This is a genomic window from Hymenobacter sediminicola (assembly GCF_014250515.1).
GTDB classification, from domain to species: domain Bacteria; phylum Bacteroidota; class Bacteroidia; order Cytophagales; family Hymenobacteraceae; genus Hymenobacter; species Hymenobacter sediminicola.
Window position 1 is genome coordinate 187,912 of the sequence record NZ_CP060202.1, and the last position, 19,210, is coordinate 207,121.

A 19,210-nucleotide genomic window follows, 5' to 3' on the forward strand; every position below is an offset into this window, starting at 1 on the left:
TAACTGATTCGGTTGCAAATGTACGCATTTAAAAGAGGGTGGACAATTTTCTGGAGCAAGTAAGCAAGTAGCCTGGCCGCAGCGTATTCGGGCAGACGTCTGCCTGTCCGAATTACTTTATAGTAGCTCGCCTAATTTTCGGCAGCTACCAGACAGGTCGATTCCCGGATGTGGAATTAGTCCTTCCAGACCCCAAACTTTCCTGCCTGATAATCTTGGTATGCCTGCCGGATTTCTGCCTCCGTGTTCATCACGAAAGGCCCGTGGGCAATAATAGGCTCCTGAAATGGCGCGGCGTGGCCCAGTAGCAGCACGGCATCTGCAAGGGCTTCTACTTGCAGTTCCTCACCATCATAGTTGAACTCCACCAACTGGCGCGCTTCGGTTTCCTGCCCATTCACGCGCAGCTTCCCCCGGATGGTGTAAAAGAAAACCGTCCGCTCGGCCGGAATACGAAGTTGCAGCTTGCCACCCGCCTCAAAATTGATGGTAGCCAGTTGCACATCGGCCAGGGGCTGCACCGCCCCAGCCGTGCCGGCCCATTCGCCCGATACGGCATGCACTGTCACGCGGCCCTCATCGAGCGAAATGGCTGGAATTTCGGACTCCTGCAGGCCCACATAGCGCGGCGCTGTCATCTTGTCTTTGGCTGGCAGGTTCACCCAGAGCTGCAAAATCTCCAGCGGCCCACCCGTGCGCTTGAACTCGTCGGAGGATATTTCAGAGTGAATTAGGCCGCTGCCGGCAGTCATCCACTGAATGCCGCCCGGCCCGATAACGTTCTGGTGCCCGCCCGAATCCTGGTGCATAATGTCGCCGTCCAGAATAAAGGTCACGGTTTCGAAGCCGCGGTGCGGATGAGGGCCGAAGGGTAGGCCACGGTTGGGGGCCGGATATACCTGCGGGCCATGGTGGTTCAGAAACAGAAACGGGTCGAGGTGCTCAACTGCACGTGTAGGCAGGGCGCGATACGTAACCAGGTCGTTGATGGGGGCGCTGATGGCGCGGTGCTGCTGCTTGATGGTGCGCATAACGCGGAACTTGAAGAAAGAGGAAAGATCCTGCAGACAAGTACCCAAAACGCGGCTACATGTTTGGTCTGTGGGCCGGTTTTATAGAGCCCACTATTCCGCCGCTGCTACTGCGGTTTTCTGGAAAGCCGATTACCCGGCTACGATGGCGCCCCGAAACCCCCAGCCCGCCCCAGGAGTTATTCGCTTCTGTATCGAACCACTTCTTTGTATGTCACAGCTATTTTCGCCGCTTACACTGCGCGGCCTTACACTGCGCAACCGGATTGCCATTTCGCCGATGTGTATGTACAGCGCCCAGGATGGCTTCGCCAACGACTGGCATCTGGTGCATCTGGGTAGCCGGGCGGTAGGGGGCGCTGGCCTCATTATCCAGGAAGCTACGGCAGTAGCCCCGGAGGGCCGCATCACCCCCGACGACCTTGGTATCTGGAAACAGGAGCACGTGCCATTTCTGCGTCGTATCACTGATTTTATCAAGGCACAAGGTGCCGTAGCCGGCATTCAGCTGGCCCACGCCGGCCGCAAAGCCAGCCATACCAGCCCCTGGAAAGGCAACGAGGTGGTCCCCGCCGAAGCTGGCGGCTGGACTACGGTGGCGCCCAGTGCTACGCCTTTCACTCCGGAGGAACCTGCGCCGCATGCCCTGAACCTGGAGGAAATCCGGCAGGTAGTAGTAGATTTTCGGGCGGCTACGCTGCGGGCGCTGGAAGCAGGCTATGAAGTAATAGAACTGCATGCGGCCCACGGCTACCTGCTCCACGAGTTCTTTTCCCCGCTGAGCAACCACCGCACCGACGCGTATGGCGGCACCTTCGAAAACCGGATTCGGCTGCTGCTGGAAGTAGTAGAAGCCACCCGCGCCGTGCTACCCGCGCAGTTGCCGCTGCTGGTGCGCGTGTCGGCTACCGACTGGGTGGAAGGCGGCTGGACGCCTGCAGACACGGTAGCACTAGCCTCTATTCTGAAGGACAAAGGTGTAGATCTGTTAGACTGCTCTACGGGCGGCAATGTGGCCGTAGCGCCCATTCCCGTTGGGCCGGGCTACCAAGTGCAGTTTGCCGAGCAGGTTCGGCGCGAAACCGGGCTGCCAACCGGCGCCGTGGGCCTTATTACCAGCGCGCAGCAGGCGGAGGTCATCATTTCTTCCGGCCAAGCCGACTTGGTGCTGCTGGCGCGTGAAGCGCTGCGCGACCCGTATTTTCCGCTCCATGCGGCCCACGAGCTGGGAGCTTCCATCACCTGGCCCGACCAGTATCTGCGGGCCCGCCCCCGCTAGCAACGTTGAGGGCTAGACTTACTGAGAATTCGTTCTAAGAAAGGAGCAATGCGTGAGGGAATGCTTCGCAGAGGCCGTTCTATGCGTCGCCTGTATACAGATTCCAGTAAAAATTATCGGGTACCAAAAAGGCTCTGGCGTCACGCTAGAGCCTTTTTGATTTTAGCTGAAAATTATTTTAAAGGATTGTATATCAGTTATTACGAAATATTCGTAGAATTACGAAAGAATCGTAGATTAATTATGGAACGATTAACGCAATCTGAAGAAGAAGCCATGCGTGGCTTTTGGGAGTTGGGCGGCGGCTTCATCAAAGACGTGCTGGAACTGCTGCCTGAACCCCGGCCTCCCTACACGACGTTGGCTTCCACAGTTCGCAATCTGGAACGCAAAGGCTATGTGAGCAGCCGCAAGCTCGGCAACACCTACCGTTTTGTTCCGGTAGTGACGGCAGAGGAATACCGGCGGCGGTTTCTGGGCACTTTCGTCGGCGACTATTTCCGCAATTCCTACAAAGAGCTGGTTTCGTTCTTTGCGCAGGAGCAGAAAATCAGCCCCGAGGAGCTACAGGACATCATCGACATGATCGAAAACCGTAAGTCCCGGCCATGACTCCACTGCTGCTGTATCTGCTGAAGGCTAACCTGGCACTGCTGGTGTTGCTGGGGCTTTACTACGGTCTGTTGCGTAGCCTCACCTTTCATTCCCTGAACAGGTTGTATCTACTGTATGCAATGATTTTCGCGGCTATGTGTCCGCTTCTGAAACTGAGCTATTGGAACGCTACGGCTCTGGCTCAGCCTTGGGCCGTGGTGGTGTACGAAGGGGCCGCTACACCGGTAGCCACGGTGGCCGCAGCGTCGCCGGAGTGGTTGTTACAGGCTGTGCCAGTGTTCTATAGCCTAGGAGTGGCGGTGCTGGCCGGGCAGCTGTTGCTACGGCTGGCGGCTCTGTTACGGCTGCGCAACACTTCCGTGCCCGGTAGCGCCCACGGCATTGCGTACCGGCAACTGGCCGTTGCGGCCAGTCCCTTCACTTTTGGCCCTGATATCTACATCGGAGCAGGGCCCCACACCGCCGCCGACCTGCACGCTGTGCTGTTGCATGAGCAGGTGCATGCCCGGCAGGCCCACACTCTGGACGTACTGCTGGCGCATCTTCTCAGAACCTTATGTTGGTTTAATCCGGTGGCATGGCGGCTGCCAGAACTGGTGCAGCGCAACCTGGAGTTTCTGACGGATGCCATGGTGCTGGAATCGGGCCAGCTGCCTCGCAAAGCATACCAGTACAGCCTGTTGCGTGTGAGTAGTTTGTTGCCGGGGCCGCCGCTTGCCTCTTCCTTCTCCTTTCTACCCCTTAAACACCGCATTGCTATGATGAACCAACCGAAGTCTAAGCGCCCTCAAACTTTGCGGTATTTTCTGGCCCTGCCGGTAGCATTTGCGTTGCTGCTGGCCCTGCCGTCTGCTGTGCCGGTCAGTACTTCGGCGGCCAAAGCCGCTCCGGCGGCCCCGCTGGGGTTGCCCACCAATGCCGTATTCTATCTGGACGGAAAACAGGTGCCCTTGGCCGCCATACAGCAGCTGGACGCCAAAACCATAGCCGGCGTAGCCGTGCTGAAAGGAGCCGACGCGGCGCGCGTTTTTGCCGGTATTACCCAACCAGTTGTAGTGATTACCACGCAGGCAGGAGCCTCTTTGCCGGAAGCGGAGGCGTTGGCTGCCCGCCTGCCTCATGAGCAACAGGTGGACGTGAGTTACCTGTCGGCGGAAGCGCTGGCGTACATCGTGAAAACCTATCCTGGCCACCGGCTTACCGGCGTGTGGAAAGTAACTACCCAGGGCCAGCCGGTGCGCTACCGCGCCGAAATAGCTAAAGGCCGCCGGCCACTGTCCGTGCTGTTCGATGAGCAGGGCCACGCACTTACTCAGTAGCCTACGGCCGGAGCCGCGCTTTATCCCACCTTCTGTTTTCTCACTTTTGATAAAAGACCAGTATGACAACTAATTTCCTTCCTGCAGCCTATGCGCTGCGCCGCCGCTTGATCCTGGCTCCGCTTGCATTAGGGCTGGCCTTAGGCGCTGCTAGCACTGCCACCGCTCAGACTGCTGCTCCGGCACCAAGCCAGATGGAACTGCCGGAGGCGGCCTACTATATTGATGGACTGCCTGCCACGGCTGCCGACGCGAAGAAGCTGGAGAGCGAGAAGGGCGCTATTGTCAATATGCACGTGTTGAAGGGCGAGGCAGTGCGAAAATTGCTAGGGGATGGAGCACCTACCAGTGCCATTATCATCACTTCCAAGAAAAACAAAGACTCGGCTGCCGTCCAGGCCTTCAACAAGCGTGTGGAAGAAGTGACGCCCACCCAGAAAATGGACCTGGCCACCGCCTACATCTTGGTAGATGGGAAAGAAACCACAGAGGCGGAGCTCAAGAAAATCCCGCCGGCGCGCATCAAGGATATGCGCGTTTACAAAGGGGCTGAAGCCGAGAAGCAGTATGGGGCAAAAGGCCGTAGCGGGGTAGTGGTCGTCACAACCCGGTAAACCATTCTCATTGTTATTTACACAAGCTAACAGGGCCAGCCGAACGTGTTTCGACTGGCCCTGTTAGCTTGTGTAGGCGGCTACGTGAAGCTGTTATTTTCCGGCTAAAACAGGTCCGGCAAGGGCCCAGCAACTGTTCAGCTCCGGAGGAGTAGCCGAACACAAGTCTGCTGGCCCGCGTACCTTTGCGCATTCGTACCCTGACCGATTTGGTCGTTTTGCGCATGACGCCATCCACTCAGCTTGACTTTCTGGACCTGAGCCACCGTCCGGATCTTGGGATTGTAGCCGCCCGCTGGACCCGCCCCACCGCCTCGCACGAGTTGCGCGCCGGCTACCACGAAATGCTTCGATACGCCACCTCCTGTGACAGCTGTACGCGCTGGCTAATTGACTCGCGCCGCCGGGTCCAGGTAGATTTGCGGGATGTTCACTGGCTGACTGAGGAGTTCTACCCGACGCTACGCCGCCACCTGAATGCCCACGTGTACGTGGCTTTCCTGATTGCCCCGTACCAAGCCGGGCATGTGCACGACGACTCCCTACCGGCTCTGCCATACACACACGGCGACTATTGCTCGCTCAACCAGTTCGTAGACGAAGGAGAAGCAGTCCGCTGGCTGGTGTCGAGGCAAGCATAGCACTGTGAGTGCATAGGCAAACAAGCTGCTTCTGTAGAGGTGAGTTATATTAGAATTGTTTAAAAATACACTAATCCTCAAAAGGATTGGATATTATATATAAAAAGGAATTTTGGCCTGGTAATGGATAATATTATGCGTATTTAGTACGTGTAACGTAGGTAACTTGCGCAGATGGACTGGCGCTTTGTGCCTTCATTGTCTCCTTTTTCCTCCTTCTTATGACCAGAATAATACTATTGCTCATGTGCGTGCTGATGGCATTGCTGGAGCCGGAGACAGCACATGCTACTCCTAATACAGAAACCACCGCTTTGGCAGGTGCTACGGAAAGCGAGGCTATTCCCCGGCCCAACTACAAGCGCTACAAAGGCAACAGCCGCACCAAAAAGCACAAGATGGGTTTCTTCCGTAAGCGGGCGGCTCGGCGCAAGGCCATGCGCAAGCGCCGGCAGAAGGTTACGGCGCCCAAAGGAGTAATCAGGGTAGATAAGCCTACTGGCACCATGCCGAAACCGGCCAACTAACCCCCGGCAATACTGCACACACCAGTAGCCGCCGCACTTCTCCAGCCGGGAAAGTGCGGCGGTTTGCGTTGAAGACTATAGCAGCGCACCGCACGCAGCAAGTACCAAGGCAGAGGCGGCTGCGCAACTAGTTGGCCACACACCACAAGTGCTCCGTATACCTACTGTATCCTAGCCCTTACTTCTATGAACTTCCGCCTCCTTACCACCACGCTGCTATTGGCTCTGCTGGCCGGCAGCGCCGCTACAGCCCAGAACCGGGCGCCCTCAGCCCCCACGCAGCGCAAGCTGGGAGCCGTGAAGGTACCGCCCCCCAATACGCCAATGCCGGCTCCATCTACTGCTTCCGGCACTACCAGCACATCGGCAGGGCAGGGGGGCAAGTACATTGCGCCGGGCCTCACAGGAGAGCCCGCCCGCCAGGCAACGGCCGACAATGACCGGCTGTTGCGTCAGCCGGTGCCCGCCCCGCCGCTGGCTGCCCCGGCTGCTGCTCCGGCCGCAGCACCCAAAAAAACACAGTAGCACCGTTCCTGCCCCACGCAAAAGCGCCCCGGCCATATCTATGGCCGGGGCGCTTTTGCGTGGAGTAGCCGCAGGTAGTTTACCAGGAGCCGCTGTTGCTGTTGTCATCATCGAACCCGCCACCGCCAGTGTCGCCGGAAGAGGCATCGTCGTAGGATGAGGACCCATCGTTGTCGGAAGAGAAATAATCCGGCGACGCGTCGGGTGCATCAGAGAAATAGTCTGGTGCGGGCTCGGGTGCGGCACCCGAATCGTTGAGAAACGGAAAGCCACCCGCACCGGCGGCTCCACCTGTGGCGGCACCAGAGTCGAGGTTGGGGGAAGGCGTATCAGGATGCAATGGGGGGCTGTCGGGCTGGTTCTGGCCATTAGCCATGCGGTTGCCGAGGTAGGCACCGGCCGCCGCTGCCGCGCCCGTCAGCAGCACGCCTCCCATACCACTACCACCCCCGGTGCGGTTCGGCAGAAAGTCGGGGCTCTGGCGGTTGCCGTAGCCGGGGCCGTAGTTGCCGGCTGGCCCGTTGGGTTGAACAGGAGGCTGGTTGTTCTGGGGCGGGTAGAAAGTAGGGGCAGAGCTTCCCTGTGGGCTGGCAACAGTAGCCGCGGAACGCCGCCGAAACATGCGCACCAGCAGCCATATACCCCCAATGACTACCACTGCTCCTACCAGTAGCACGCCCCCGCTCAGGCCCAATACGGTCGAAGGAGCCATATAACCAATACCGGAAGAGGAAGAATTGGGGTTGAACGGCTCACTGGCTGGCTCGTCAACAGCACTGCGTTGGTCTGCTACGGTCGGTTCGGAGTTCGGAAGTGTGCCGGCTGCGGCGGCATCAGTTGCCGCTTCTGCTTGGGGTTGCATCGGGGCCGAATCGGGGTTGGCGGCCTGCATCAATGTGTTCAGGCCGTTGCGCAGGCCCGTAAAGTAGCGGCCCTGTTTGAAGCTGGGCGTCATCTGCTCACTAATCACGCGGGCCGTCAGGGCCGGCGTGATCTGGCTGCGCAAGCCCGAACCGGCCTGAATCGTGACCTGATGCTCCTGAGCGGCCAGCAGAAGCACAATACCGTTGTTCTTGTCGCGCTGGCCCACACCCCAGGCCGTGCCCAGCGCCCGGCCATAATCGGCTATGTCGCGGCCGCCCAGGGTAGGCACCGTGACGATTACCAGCTGGGTGCCGGTATTGTCGGCGTAGCGGCGCAGGCCGTTTTCCAGCTTCTGGGCGTCGGCGGCACTCAGCAGTTGTCCCCCGTCATTCACAAACCGAAACGGACTGGGCCGGGCCGGTAGCCCATCAGCCGATTGGGCACTGAGTGGCGCGAATCTACTTCCACCAAGGAGTAGCAGCAGAAGCAGCAAGAAAGCAAAGCGAGGCATAGGACGAAAAGCTAGGTGAAAGGAAGGGAGAGTGCCTGTTTCGCAGCATACGCAACTCGCCTTGCAGGGATAAGAAAAGTCACCGCAATTGTGATACACGTCAATTCCGCAGTGGCAAAACGTGGGTTGGAAGGTTCTGCAGAACAAATCATGTACCTACGTGTGTTAGCTTTGTATCTATGAAACCAGCTCCGCAACTACGTCTCTACTTTGAAAATGCAGCCGCTTTGCTGCAGGAAGACCCGGCTGGTTTTCTGAGAGTTACCTGGAAACAGCATCCACGCCAGCCCCAGGACACCCGGGCCGTTTTCATGCACATGATGCAGGGAATCAGCCGCAACAACTGGAGCCGCATCCTCATCAACCAAGCTAGCATGGTGCCGTTTGCGCCGGACGAGCAGGAGTGGGTAGCGCGGGAATGGCTGCCTCGTGCGGTGGAGGCCGGCTACCGCCATGGCGCCGTGGTGGTTTCAGCCGATGTGATGGTGCGCCTAGCCACGGCCTACATTACCACGCAGGCGCCGGTTTCGGCTTTGGTGTACCGCTCCTTCGAAACGGATGCCGAGGCCGTAGAGTGGCTGTTGCAGCACCCCCGGTCGGCTTCTTTCTAACAAGTCCTTTCTCAGTACATACTGAGAAGTAAAAAGAAAGGCCTTCCCGCTTAGGAGGAAGGCCTTTCTGTTGGCTGTAAGGACCGCTAGGCTCCTACCCCGGAGCTTTTTGGCCGCTTCTGCATTTCAGACGCGGCAGTAGAGCCCTTGCTCTTCTCCGTACTGCCGCCGCTTTGGCCCGACTGCACGTTGACGTCGGTGGCCTGCTCGCCGAGGCGCTCCGACATCTGACCCTGGTTCTGGCCGGAGCTGCTGCTGTGGCTGCCGCGCACCTCTATCTGGTGGCGCCGGGTTTTCTGCTCGTCTTTGGGTACGCTCACGCGCAGCACGCCGTCCTCGAAGCTGGCCTCAATCCGGCTGGCATCTACCATGTCGGGGAGCTGTAGGGAACGGTTGAACGAGCCGTAGGAGCTTTCTACCACGTGGTAGCGACGCTGGCTCTGCTCGTTGCGGAAGGTCCGCTCCCCGGAGATGGTAAGGCGGCCCTGGTGGAAATCTACCTTGATGTCTTCGCGCTTCAGACCGGGTAGCGCGGCCTCCACTTCGTAGCTGTTCTCGGTTTCGTACGCGTCTATGTGGGGCGAGAAGCTGCTGACGCGGCCCCGCGAGGCCAGAGAGTCGCTAAAGAACCGGTCGAGCATGGAACTGAAGCTCGAGGAGGACGGATCGGAAAACGAGTCCTGATACTTTTGAATAGCCATGGCTGTGAAAGGTTGAGGTGAAACAAACGAACACAAGCGCCCCTAATACGCAGGCCGAAACGGCGTTGTTTCACGAATAAACCTTGTTTTTGCCAGTGCTGGCTCACTTTTTCCTGTGTCGGCCGTAGCCATTGTTTCGTCATCTGCCCGGCCCGGATGCCAGCAGATATGCGTTGCGGCGCGGCCTTACTCTACCGGCGCCGGCGACCAGCCGTGCATGGCCGAAGAAGGCGTGTAAAATGCCGCCTGCTGCGGATTCAGTTGCCGCGACCAAGCCGCCCGCTGCTTAGGGGTGGCACCTGGCCCTTTCGACTTATACTCGGCAAAGAATGACTCCTGCTTGTTGTCTTCTTTGCCCCAATGGTCCCAGCCTTTGGGGGCTACCACCGGACCCATTTCACAGTTCAGAAACACGGCTTTGGCAAAGGGCTTCCAAGGGCGGGCCAGGAAGTAGGAGCCGTCGGGAGCGTTGCCCGTGATGGTGCAGCGCTGAAACACGAACCCAAACGTTACGGTGTCGGGGGTGGAAGGGGCCATGATGCAGGTGCCTTTGGGCTTGCAGAACAGCGTGCAGTTCTCGAACCAGGCCGTGCCCGAACCCAGAATAAAATCGGTAGTACCCTCGATGTAGCAGTCCTGGTAATACTGGCGGCTACCGTAGCCATACACATACAGCGTGTCGCGGAAGCCCAGGAAACGGCAGTTGCGGAATTGCGCCTTGTCGCCGTAGACCCACATGGCCGGGGCCTGGCCCAGCAGGCCCGCCGAGTTCTGGAATGTTATGTTTTCGGCCGAGAAGTCGTTGCCGAACACCCGGAACGCGGCGGCTTCGGAAGTGCCCAGCGGCTTGTCGGAGCCTTCTACCACGCGGCCGTTGTAGTCGTCGTAGACCAGCACCGTTTCCTCCGCCGACTCGCCGACCAGCCGCACGAAATTCTGCTTCTTGGCCAGGTTCAGCTTCTCCTTGTAGGTGCCTTTCTTGATAAAAATGGTGATGGGGGTCTTGTTGCCGAGAGGCACCGCATCCAGCGCGGCCTGCACGGTGCGGTAGGTGCCGCTGCCGTCTTGGGCTACCGTGAGCTGCTGTGCCTGTAGCCGCCCAGCAGCAACTAGCAACAAGACAAAGAATAGTATAACTTTTTTCATGTTAAAAATGGTGGGAGGATGGTGGAAGTAGCAGCAATAAGAGCAGGCTTTGGTAGCAGCGGGGTATTGCCAGCTGCACTGGCGCCTTGCATAAGCGCCTATAATCTTGTGTCACGCAGTCTGAGCCGTGGTACTGCCTTGCCGCACAGAGGAGTGGGGCGCAAAGCAGGACCGGCTATGCAGCATACAGAGAACAAGCTAATTGGGCAGGCTAATATATTCTGATTTGCACAAAATACAGACAGGTTGCACTATGAAAATCCTGTTTCTCGTCCACTAGTTGTGGCCCGGCCAAGGCGCGGGGCCTAAACAGCTGGAAGGAGCCGCCTGAAACCGGACGCCAGTGCCCGCAGCCGGACACCTTTCTGCGAATGGATAAGAGGCCAATGCGGGGTAAGAAACTGATAAAAAGTGGTTTGGCGAAATGGCACGGCGCTTGGCTTTTCTACTCCGAAACTGGGGTGGCGCTGTCCGATAGCGCACAGGTGCCCGCCCCGGCTGCCCGTTGTGTCACCCTTTTTCCTTCTTCGCTATGCGCCGCTTTTCTCTCGCCGTTTCTGCTGCTGCTACCCAGCTGCTTACTCGTTCCGTTGCTTCAGCTGGCCTGCTGCTGGGGCTGGCCGCCGCAGTGGCCTCTCCGGCCCAGCACGCCTCCCCCGTATCCGTTACCAGTCCCGATGCCGAAAGCATCCGGGTGCGCATCAGCCATGCGGCCCAGCAGCCCGGCCGGGTGCAGGTAGTGAGCCTGGGCAGCGGACAGGTCCTGTTCGACGAGGCCTACGATGCGCCTGCCTATGGGCACCGCTTCAACTTCCGGGCGCTGCCCGCCGGCCGCTATGCCCTACTGCTGCACGCAGCCGGCACGCACTACCGCTACACGCTACAGGTGCAGCATGGCTCGGCCGGCCAAGCCGTATCGGTGCGCCAGTTGAAAACCCGCGGGCCCCAGCAGCTACTGGCAGACGCGCAATAGGGGCTGTGCCAGGCAGCTTCTGAAAGCCAAAAGACCCGCGCTAGTAGTAGCGCAGGCCTTTTGGCATGCTGAGCGGATCCGAAGCATCTCTATCACAATAGCTACGACTGCAAGCAGGTAGGTGGCCTCAAGGAATGAAAACATTCATCTCCGTGCTCCGAGAGATTCTGGCGGCAAAAAAGGCAGATTGGTACGCTTGCCCAGCCGTATAGTTGTACAAATACGGTCAAGAAGGCCTATTTGCGTTTGTATAGGCGTACCGTAAAACCACCAGAAGTCCTATACACTAAGCTATCCTTTGTCAGTTTTCTGATTCTACCAACATAGGGACCGTCCTCATTGAAAATCGTGAGGGTAGTAGGGGTGAGGCTGTACCGAACAGGGGTATCCGGAAATTCAACGTAAGTCAAGCTGCTACCTCGCACCTCAAACTCGGCATTCCCGCCAGTGCCAACTGCCTAAACCCCCTGCAACAAAGTGGTTGGAGCTACTGCTTTGGGTTTGCGCGCCTGTCCCTGTGCTGATAGGCAAGCAGTTGAGAGAAACAGCAGGATGCTGACGTATCTGTATAGCATGAAGTAGAAAGCGCGCTTTTTCTCTTTTTGGGTGCTGCTGTGCGCAGTCAAGCATGTACGAAGTGCTTGAGAAATCTTAGGGAAGGTGAGTAAAAGTTGAGAAAACTTTCTCACTTTTACTGAGGTTTAAACGGAAAGCGGGCTACTCAGATGTGAGTAGCCCGCTACCAAGAACCTTTCAGACTATTTAATTAGTCCTCTTTTCTCCCATCTTTTAGAGAAACGTTTTCATCCAGCTTACAGCATCCCACAGCTTTTTTCCAGCTGTACCGATGGTTGCGAGGCGAGAAAGAAAAGCAGCAGTTCGACGCATATAGCGCAAAAAAGCATTCCAATTCATAGGGTAACTACGGTTGGGTGTATGAGGCGAACAGCCTCGCTGAAAGACGGAAGGCGGCAACCTTCCGTCTTTTGCGTTTACGGCCTTAGCATGGGCTGTAGCCTCCAACCGTCTCTCGGTTGACGAATACATACTGAGGTCCATGGTTCTACATAGGCACGGGCATTTAGTGACTCAAGACTAAGGTAAGGGTTAGCGACTGGTATTGTTACCTAGCCGCGTTATAAAACGGGCGGGGGACTTTCGTCTCCCCGCCCGTTTTAAACTTACGAACCGCAGGCCTCGCAGGCGTCGGGGTTATCCAGGGAGCAGGCCATGTCGGCGGCGTTCTGGGCCGATACGTTCAGCGGCTCCAGGGTCTCGGCGGCTTGCTTCTGCACCGTGAACTTGATGGCGTCGGCGGCGGCTTTGGTGCGCAGGTAGTACATGCCGGTTTTCAGGCCCTTCTTCCACGAGTGGAAGTGCATGCTGGTGAGCTTGCCGAAGTTCACGTTCAGCACGTGCAGGTTCAGGCTCTGGCTCTGGCAGATGTACGCGCCCCGGTCGGCCGACATATCAATAATGCGGCGCTGCGAAATCTCCCACACCGTTTTGTACAGGTCCTTGATGTTCTGCGGGATGCTAGGAATGTCCTGCACCGAGCCGTTGGCCGCAATGATGGCCGTCTTCATCTGGTCGTTCCAGAGGCCCAGCTTCACGAGGTCTTTCAGCAGGTGCTTGTTTACCACCATAAACTCGCCGCTGAGCACGCGCCGCACATAAATGTTGCTCGTGTAAGGCTCAAACGACTCGTTGTTGCCCAGAATCTGGGCGGTGCTGGCGGTAGGCATCGGCGCTACCAGCAGCGAGTTGCGCACGCCGTGCTCCATCACCTGGGCGCGCAGCGTGTCCCAGTCCCAGCGGCCCGAGTCCGGCGTCACGTTCCAGAGGTCGAACTGGAACTTGCCCTGGCTCAGCGGCGAGCCGGGGAAGGTTTCGTAGTGGCCGTCGCGCTGGGCCAGGTCCTTGGAGGCCGTCATGGCCGCGAAGTAGATGGTCTCGAAGATGTCTTTGTTCAGGCCGCTGGCTTCGTCGCTCTCAAACGGCATGCGCAGGGCAATGAACGTATCGGCGAGGCCCTGCACGCCCAGCCCGATGGGGCGGTGGCGGCGGTTGCTGCGCTCGGCCTCAATCACGGGGTAGTAATTGATGTCGATGACCTTGTTCAGGTTCATCGTGGCGTGGTACGTAACGTCGTAGAGCTTCTGGTGGTCGAAGAACAGGTTGCCGGCGTCGTCGGGGCGCACGTAGCGGGGTAGGGCCAGCGAGGCGAGGTTGCACACGGCAATTTCGTTCTCGTCGGTGTACTCCATAATCTCGGTGCAGAGGTTGGAGCTCTTGATGGTGCCCAGGTTCTGCTGGTTGCTCTTGCTGTTGGCGGCGTCCTTGAACAGCATGTAGGGCGTGCCGGTCTCGGTCTGGCTTTCCAGAATGGCAAACCACAGGTCCTGCGCCTTGATGGTTTTGCGGCCGCGGCCTTCCCGCTCATACTTCTGGTAGAGCTTCTCGAAGTCGTCGCCGAAGCACTCGTCGAGGCCGGGGCACTCGTTGGGGCACATCAGGGTCCAGTCGCCGTTGGCTTCCACGCGCTTCATGAACAGGTCGGGCGTCCAGAGGGCGAAGAACAAGTCGCGGGCGCGCATCTCCTCCTTACCGTGGTTCTTCTTCAGGTCCAGGAAGTCGAAGATATCGGCGTGCCAGGGCTCCAGGTAAATAGCGAAGGCACCTTTGCGCTTGCCGCCACCCTGGTCCACGTAGCGGGCCGTGTCGTTGAACACCTTCAGCATGGGCACGAGGCCGTTGGAGGTGCCGTTGGTGCCTTTGATGTAGGAGCCGGTGGCGCGCACGTTGTGCACCGCCAAGCCAATACCGCCCGCGCTCTGCGAAATCAGGGCGCAGTTCTTCAGCGTGTCGTAAATGCCCTCGATGGAGTCGTCCTTCATCGTGAGCAGGAAGCACGAGCTGAGCTGGGGCTTGGGTGTGCCGGCGTTGAAGAGGGTAGGCGTAGCGTGCGTAAACCACCGCTCCGACATCAGGTTGTAGGTCTCGATGGCGGCGGCAATATCTTCTTTGTGAATGCCCACGGCCACGCGCATCAGCATGTGCTGGGGCCGCTCCACTACCTTGCCGTCGAGGCGGAGCAGGTAGCTCCGCTCCAGCGTCTTGAAGCCGAAGTAGTCGTAGTTGTAGTCCCGGTCATAGATAATGGCCGAGTCGAGGGTGGCCGCATTGGCATGCACGATTTCCCACACGTCCTGCGCAATCAGGGAGGCATTTTCGCCGGTTTTGGGGTCTTCGTAGGTGTGCAGCCGCTTCATGGTGCTGCTGAACGACTTGCTCGTGACCTTGTGCAGGTTGCTCACGGCAATGCGGGCGGCCAGAATGGCGTAGTCGGGGTGCTTGGTGGTGAGCGAGGCGGCGGTTTCGGCGGCCAGGTTGTCCAGCTCCACGGTCGTCACGCCGTCGTAGATACCGTCGATAACCTTTTTGGCTACCTCAATCGGCGAAATGAAATTCTGGTTGAGCCCGTAACAGAGCTTTTCGATGCGGGCCGTGACTTTGTCGAATTTCACGGATTCGCGGCGGCCGTCGCGTTTGAGTACCAGCATAGACATGTGATGTGGGGAGTTGGAGTATGTTGCTACCGGCTCAGCCAAGAGCCCGGCAATAATTCAGAAGAGGCGCCAAAAGTGCCCGTTCAGCGGCGGGCAGCATGCATTGATAGCGGAAGATATTTCTATCTGGGTTGTAGGACAAACCTTCTTTTCAGAAGTTTTCCACATAAGCGTAAAACAGTGCAGTTCAGCCGCTTTTTCGTGATTCCGGGGTAGCTATATAGTCCAGCCTGCGCCAAGAATTTTAGGTTGGCTAATTGGCGAGGAAGTGCTATTGTCTGTAGGTAGGCGTGGAAAGCAATGGCAATAAAAAACGTGTCATCCTGAGTGAAGCGAAGGACCTTCTCTCAGTGGAACAAAACGGCACTTTATCCGTCGTTCTTATGTGAGAAGGTCCTTCGCTTCATTCAGGATGACACGAAGAAGAAAGAGTAGCAGAAGGGCCTGAAGACCCTAGTTATTAAAACTCCTCGTCCAGCGAGAAGGCGTTTTCGGTCCGCTCGCTCATCACGCCGGCCTTCTGGTACTCGGCTACGCGCTTCTCGAAGAAGTTGGTTTTGCCCTGCAGCGAAATCATCTCCATGAAGTCGAAGGGGTTGGTGGCGTTGTAGATGGGGCTGTAGCCCAGGCTCACCAGCAGGCGGTCGGCCACAAACTCAATGTACTGGCTCATGGTTTTGGCGTTCATGCCAATCAGGTTCACGGGCAGCGCATCGGTCACGAACTCCTGCTCAATCTGCACCGCGTCCTTGATGATGTCGTGCACGCGGCTCTCGGGCAGCTTGTTTTGCAGGTGCTTTTCGTAGAGCAGGCAGGCGAAGTCGCAGTGCAGGCCTTCGTCGCGGGAAATCAGCTCGTTGGAGAACGTCAGGCCGGGCATCAGGCCGCGCTTCTTCAGCCAGAAGATGCTGCAGAACGAGCCCGAGAAGAAGATGCCTTCCACGGCGGCAAACGCAATGAGGCGCTCTGTGAAGTTCTCGGAGTTGATCCACTTGATGGCCCACTCGCCCTTTTTCTTCACGCACGGCACGGTTTCCAGCGCGTTGAAGAGGCGGTCCTTCTCCTTGGGGTCTTTGATGTAGGTGTCAATCAGCAGGGAATAGGTTTCGGAGTGGATGTTTTCCATCATCACCTGGAAACCGTAGAAGCAGCGGGCCTCAGCCATCTGCACTTCCTGCATGAAATTCACGGCCAGATTCTCGTTCACGATGCCGTCGGAGGCCGCGAAGAACGCCAGTACGTGGCTGATGAAGTGCCGCTCACCATCGTTCAGGCTTTCCCAGTCTTTCTGGTCCTGCGACAGGTCTATTTCCTCAGCGGTCCAGAACGAGGCCTCGGCCTTCTTGTACATCTGCCACACATCGTTGTGCTGGATGGGAAAGAGGACGAAGCGGTTAGGGTTTTCGGTGAGCAAGGGTTCCATAAGCAAAGACGTAGCGGGTGAATAATGCGGCAAAAACAGCGGGTTGGCAGAAGCAATCCGGCGGCTGACAACCCCACCGCGCACCGGTTTGTTCAGGTGGGCAGGCCGGCACAGCTGCGGGGTGGAGCACCAAATATAACCCCCTATGATGGGATGCCTGGTGAGGCAAACCCGTTTTTTCTCTGTTAATTTTTGAGTATAGCCTATTCTCCCGGGAGTGGTGGTCTTTCCCAAAAACACCCAAAAAAGATCGTAAAAAGCCCGATTTTGGAAAAGTTATCCACAAATCATCTGTGGACAATCAAGGTTTTCCACAAAAAAAGCTATTCGCGTACCCGCTGGCGTGTTCTGCTTATATCCCTGCCCAGAGGCTCAGAAGGCCTGTGTAATGATGTTTAGTGAGTTAGGGTTTGGATATATGAAATGATCCTTCTACTTTTGCCTTCCATTTTTCAGAAACCGCGAAGACGCCGATGTACGCAATTGTCAACATAGCTGGGAAGCAGACGAAAGTCGAAGCCAATAAATTTGTATACGCCCACCGCTTGGCTGGCAATGTCGGCGACACGGTGGAGCTGGGTAAAGCACTGCTCACGGATAGCGACGGCACCATCACTATTGGTTCGCCGCTGCTGGACGTAGCCGTAACGGGCACCATCCTGGCGCACGTAAAAGGCGACAAGGTTCTGGTGTTCAAGAAGAAGCGCCGCAAGGGCTACAAGAAGCTGAACGGCCACCGTCAGCAGTTCACCAAAGTAATGATCAACAGCATCGGGTAATTGAGTTGCCTGTTTTGTGTTGCCAGTTGCCAGTCTGTTTAGGATTCGGCTACAACGTTCTGGCAACCGGCAACTGATAACTCTCAACTTAACAATACCATGGCACACAAGAAAGGCGTAGGTAGCTCCAACAACGGCCGCGAATCGGAATCCAAGCGTTTGGGCGTTAAAATCTTCGGCGGGCAGAGCATCATTGCCGGCAACATCATCGTGCGTCAGCGCGGCACCAAGCACCACCCCGGCCAGAACGTGGGTATCGGCAAGGACCACACGCTGTTCGCTATGGTAGACGGCACGGTGCAGTTCCGCAAGGGCCGCAAAGACCGTTCGTTCGTATCGGTAGTAACTGCCGGTACTGAAGTAGCTGAAGTAGCCGCTGCCGAGTAGTTTCTGACTGCTCCCATTCTACAAAAAGGGACGCCTCTCGCGGGGCGTCCCTTTTTGCGTTGCGGCTTTGTCAGGTCAGGGCGTAGAGCACCGGCTTGCTGGGACTGGCATCCAGCTCCAGACTCGTGACCTGCAGGTTGAGCAGATAGAGGCCGTCCTCTACTTCGTCGGGCACAAAGATGAGTTCCGTGATGGTAGCATGGTTGCGGGTGGCGTGCGGGTACTGCCAGAACGCATGGTGGGCCAGCAACTGCCCGGCGTCTTCTTCCCTGTCGACGCTGGGCAGGTCGAGTAGCAGGTGCTCGATGTGGTGCTCGGCCAAGTAGTGCGCTAGTGCGGGCTCCAAGTAAGTAGGGTTGGTGCCTGAGTACTGGCGGGTGCGCTTGGCTTTGTGGTTGGGCAGGGTGCGTAGAATAATAGCTCCGGGGCGCACGGCAGCATCCGGGCCGCTTTCCAGTTCGCGCCGAAAGTCTTCCAGCAGTACTACATCGTCGCCGTTGGGTTGCGGCCGGGGCTGCACCGATACTAGGCGCGCCACAAACAAAAAGCGACGCAGACAGCGGTTGAGCGTCGCCAGTGGGTCGGACGAGATGTGGCCGTAGCATTCGGTGTGCGTGCCGTTGCCGTGGGGCGTGAGATGCACGCGCTTGTAGTTGGTGCTGCCGCCCTCCGCCACGCTGCCCACAAAGCTACCCACCCGAATCACATCAAACTGCACGGGCTCAGCCCAGAAACAATTCACCTGGTTTGCGCCGGGCGCCAGCGGCAGGGAAATATCCAGCGGCGCAGCCGGATTGAAGGAAAACGTGCGGCCGTGGTGCGGGTATGTGGCGAGCATTGTTTTTGGCGATGAAGTAAAAGGTGGTACGCTATAAAGGTGGTAGGCAAGCAGTACGTGAGGGGCTGGTGTAAGCGAGGTAAACGAGCATCCTGTATGGCAAGTCACCATTCACCTCGTCACCATTCACCTTATCACCTCATCAGGCTCAACTACCAACTGATTCAGAATCTGCGCGATTTCCTTAGCGTGGCTGATAATCATGAAGTGGCCGCCGCCAGGGATGAGGTAGTCGACAGGAGTAGGGCCGGGCGGAAATACCCGGTCGTGGGTGCCCAGAATCTGGATGCTGCGGCCCACACTGGTACTGTCCCAGTGCAGGAGGCAGTGAATCGCCCAGCGCGTGTAGCGTGGCTCCATGTCGCGCAGAATTTCCCTGAACAGCGGATACTCATTCTGCTTCACTCCGAAGTACCACTGCCCAGCCCGCGGAAACAGCTTAAGCCACTGCGGCGGAAAGAGCTTGTAGACCCCACTTCCCCGAATCAGACGCAGCAGCGGGGGCATGCAACTGGCATCGGGCACGCTGCTCACGAGTACGGCCCGGGCTAATGGCCGTATCCGGCAGATTTCCAGCGCCACTACCCCTCCAAATGATACACCCACCAGCAGGCAGGGCTGCTCCGGCGGAATGGCTTCCGCCATGCGGGCTACGTAGTGGGGCAGGGTTTCATCGGGTTCGGGCGTAAGCCAGTGCAACACGTGGGTGTCGCCGTGCAACAGGGGCAGGATCGAACGGAATACTCGTTCGTCAGCTCCCAAGCCAGGTATCAGATAAAACATGGCCTTGTGTGTGCCTGCTCAATAAGAAATGAATATTTCTTATTGAATGTCAGATGGTTATGGTAATTCGTGCG

General features: G+C 57.7%; 19 protein-coding genes. 11 read left to right on the forward strand and 8 right to left on the reverse strand.

All coding sequences use genetic code 11. The annotated features are described in order from the left end of the window. Window positions 1–176 precede the first annotated feature (176 nt). Complete coding sequence (locus H4317_RS00865) at window positions 177–1,031, reverse strand: pirin family protein (RefSeq protein ID WP_185888325.1); 855 nt, start codon at window positions 1,029–1,031, stop codon at window positions 177–179. 211 nt (window positions 1,032–1,242) lie between these two features. Between H4317_RS00865 and H4317_RS00870 the strand changes: the two genes are divergently transcribed. The 7 genes from H4317_RS00870 to H4317_RS00900 all read left to right on the forward strand — a co-directional run bounded on the left by H4317_RS00870 (window position 1,243) and on the right by H4317_RS00900 (window position 6,551). Beyond that, window positions 1,243–2,310, forward strand: a complete 1,068-nt coding sequence (locus tag H4317_RS00870) for an NADH:flavin oxidoreductase/NADH oxidase (RefSeq protein ID WP_185888326.1) — start codon at window positions 1,243–1,245, stop codon at window positions 2,308–2,310. A gap of 243 nt (window positions 2,311–2,553) precedes the next feature. Next, the gene (locus H4317_RS00875; protein ID WP_185888327.1) at window positions 2,554–2,922 is read left to right on the forward strand and encodes a BlaI/MecI/CopY family transcriptional regulator; all 369 of its coding nucleotides are present in this window, start codon (window positions 2,554–2,556) and stop codon (window positions 2,920–2,922) included. Then, window positions 2,919–4,244 carry a M56 family metallopeptidase gene (locus tag H4317_RS00880; protein ID WP_185888328.1) on the forward strand — a complete coding sequence of 442 codons (1,326 nt, stop codon included), beginning with the start codon at window positions 2,919–2,921 and terminating at the stop codon, window positions 4,242–4,244. The genes H4317_RS00875 and H4317_RS00880 overlap by 4 nt, the downstream gene beginning before the upstream one ends. Window positions 4,245–4,306: 62 nt before the next feature. Beyond that, complete coding sequence (locus tag H4317_RS00885; RefSeq protein ID WP_185888329.1) at window positions 4,307–4,858, forward strand: hypothetical protein; 552 nt, start codon at window positions 4,307–4,309, stop codon at window positions 4,856–4,858. A gap of 224 nt (window positions 4,859–5,082) precedes the next feature. Continuing rightward, a complete protein-coding gene (locus H4317_RS00890; RefSeq protein ID WP_185888330.1) occupies window positions 5,083–5,499 on the forward strand; it encodes a hypothetical protein in 417 nt (138 codons plus the stop codon). A gap of 221 nt (window positions 5,500–5,720) precedes the next feature. Beyond that, window positions 5,721–6,026, forward strand: coding sequence for a hypothetical protein (locus H4317_RS00895; protein WP_185888331.1), 306 nt, complete (start codon window positions 5,721–5,723; stop codon window positions 6,024–6,026). A 186-nt stretch (window positions 6,027–6,212) separates the two neighbouring features. Then, complete coding sequence (locus H4317_RS00900) at window positions 6,213–6,551, forward strand: hypothetical protein (protein WP_185888332.1); 339 nt, start codon at window positions 6,213–6,215, stop codon at window positions 6,549–6,551. Window positions 6,552–6,630: 79 nt separating this feature from the next. Here the strand turns inward: H4317_RS00900 and H4317_RS00905 are convergent, their stop codons facing one another. After that, entirely contained in the window at window positions 6,631–7,926 is a 1,296-nt protein-coding gene (locus H4317_RS00905; RefSeq protein ID WP_185888333.1) for a TPM domain-containing protein, read from the reverse strand. Between the two features lie 179 nt (window positions 7,927–8,105). On the opposite strand from H4317_RS00905, the gene H4317_RS00910 reads away from it, so the two are divergent. After that, window positions 8,106–8,537 (forward strand): hypothetical protein, encoded by a 432-nt coding sequence (locus tag H4317_RS00910; RefSeq protein ID WP_185888334.1) that lies wholly within the window; start codon window positions 8,106–8,108, stop codon window positions 8,535–8,537. Between the two features lie 86 nt (window positions 8,538–8,623). Here the strand turns inward: H4317_RS00910 and H4317_RS00915 are convergent, their stop codons facing one another. Together H4317_RS00915 and H4317_RS00920 are read right to left on the reverse strand one after the other, a co-directional pair. Beyond that, window positions 8,624–9,238, reverse strand: coding sequence for an Hsp20/alpha crystallin family protein (locus H4317_RS00915; protein WP_185888335.1), 615 nt, complete (start codon window positions 9,236–9,238; stop codon window positions 8,624–8,626). Window positions 9,239–9,424: 186 nt separating this feature from the next. Further along, complete coding sequence (locus tag H4317_RS00920; RefSeq protein WP_185888336.1) at window positions 9,425–10,384, reverse strand: pectinesterase family protein; 960 nt, start codon at window positions 10,382–10,384, stop codon at window positions 9,425–9,427. Window positions 10,385–10,916: 532 nt separating this feature from the next. Between H4317_RS00920 and H4317_RS00925 the strand changes: the two genes are divergently transcribed. Continuing rightward, window positions 10,917–11,357, forward strand: a complete 441-nt coding sequence (locus tag H4317_RS00925; protein ID WP_185888337.1) for a hypothetical protein — start codon at window positions 10,917–10,919, stop codon at window positions 11,355–11,357. A gap of 1,181 nt (window positions 11,358–12,538) precedes the next feature. Here the strand turns inward: H4317_RS00925 and H4317_RS00930 are convergent. Both H4317_RS00930 and H4317_RS00935 read right to left on the reverse strand, forming a co-directional pair. Continuing rightward, window positions 12,539–14,920, reverse strand: coding sequence for a ribonucleoside-diphosphate reductase subunit alpha (locus tag H4317_RS00930; protein ID WP_185888338.1), 2,382 nt, complete (start codon window positions 14,918–14,920; stop codon window positions 12,539–12,541). Between the two features lie 466 nt (window positions 14,921–15,386). Beyond that, a complete protein-coding gene (locus H4317_RS00935; protein WP_073287150.1) occupies window positions 15,387–16,349 on the reverse strand; it encodes a ribonucleoside-diphosphate reductase small subunit in 963 nt (320 codons plus the stop codon). A 473-nt stretch (window positions 16,350–16,822) separates the two neighbouring features. Here H4317_RS00935 and rplU point away from each other — a divergent pair, with 473 nt between their 5' ends. After that, window positions 16,823–17,128 (forward strand): 50S ribosomal protein L21, encoded by a 306-nt coding sequence (rplU, locus tag H4317_RS00940; protein ID WP_073287153.1) that lies wholly within the window; start codon window positions 16,823–16,825, stop codon window positions 17,126–17,128. 99 nt (window positions 17,129–17,227) lie between these two features. After that, entirely contained in the window at window positions 17,228–17,515 is a 288-nt protein-coding gene (rpmA, locus tag H4317_RS00945) for a 50S ribosomal protein L27 (RefSeq protein ID WP_185888339.1), read from the forward strand. A gap of 70 nt (window positions 17,516–17,585) precedes the next feature. Here rpmA and H4317_RS00950 read toward each other — a convergent pair whose 3' ends face one another. Both H4317_RS00950 and H4317_RS00955 read right to left on the reverse strand, forming a co-directional pair. After that, on the reverse strand, window positions 17,586–18,353 hold the full coding sequence (locus tag H4317_RS00950; RefSeq protein WP_185888340.1) for a cyclase family protein: 768 nt from the start codon (window positions 18,351–18,353) through the stop codon (window positions 17,586–17,588). Window positions 18,354–18,479: 126 nt separating this feature from the next. Then, entirely contained in the window at window positions 18,480–19,136 is a 657-nt protein-coding gene (locus H4317_RS00955; protein WP_185888341.1) for an alpha/beta fold hydrolase, read from the reverse strand. Window positions 19,137–19,210: the final 74 nt, after the last annotated feature.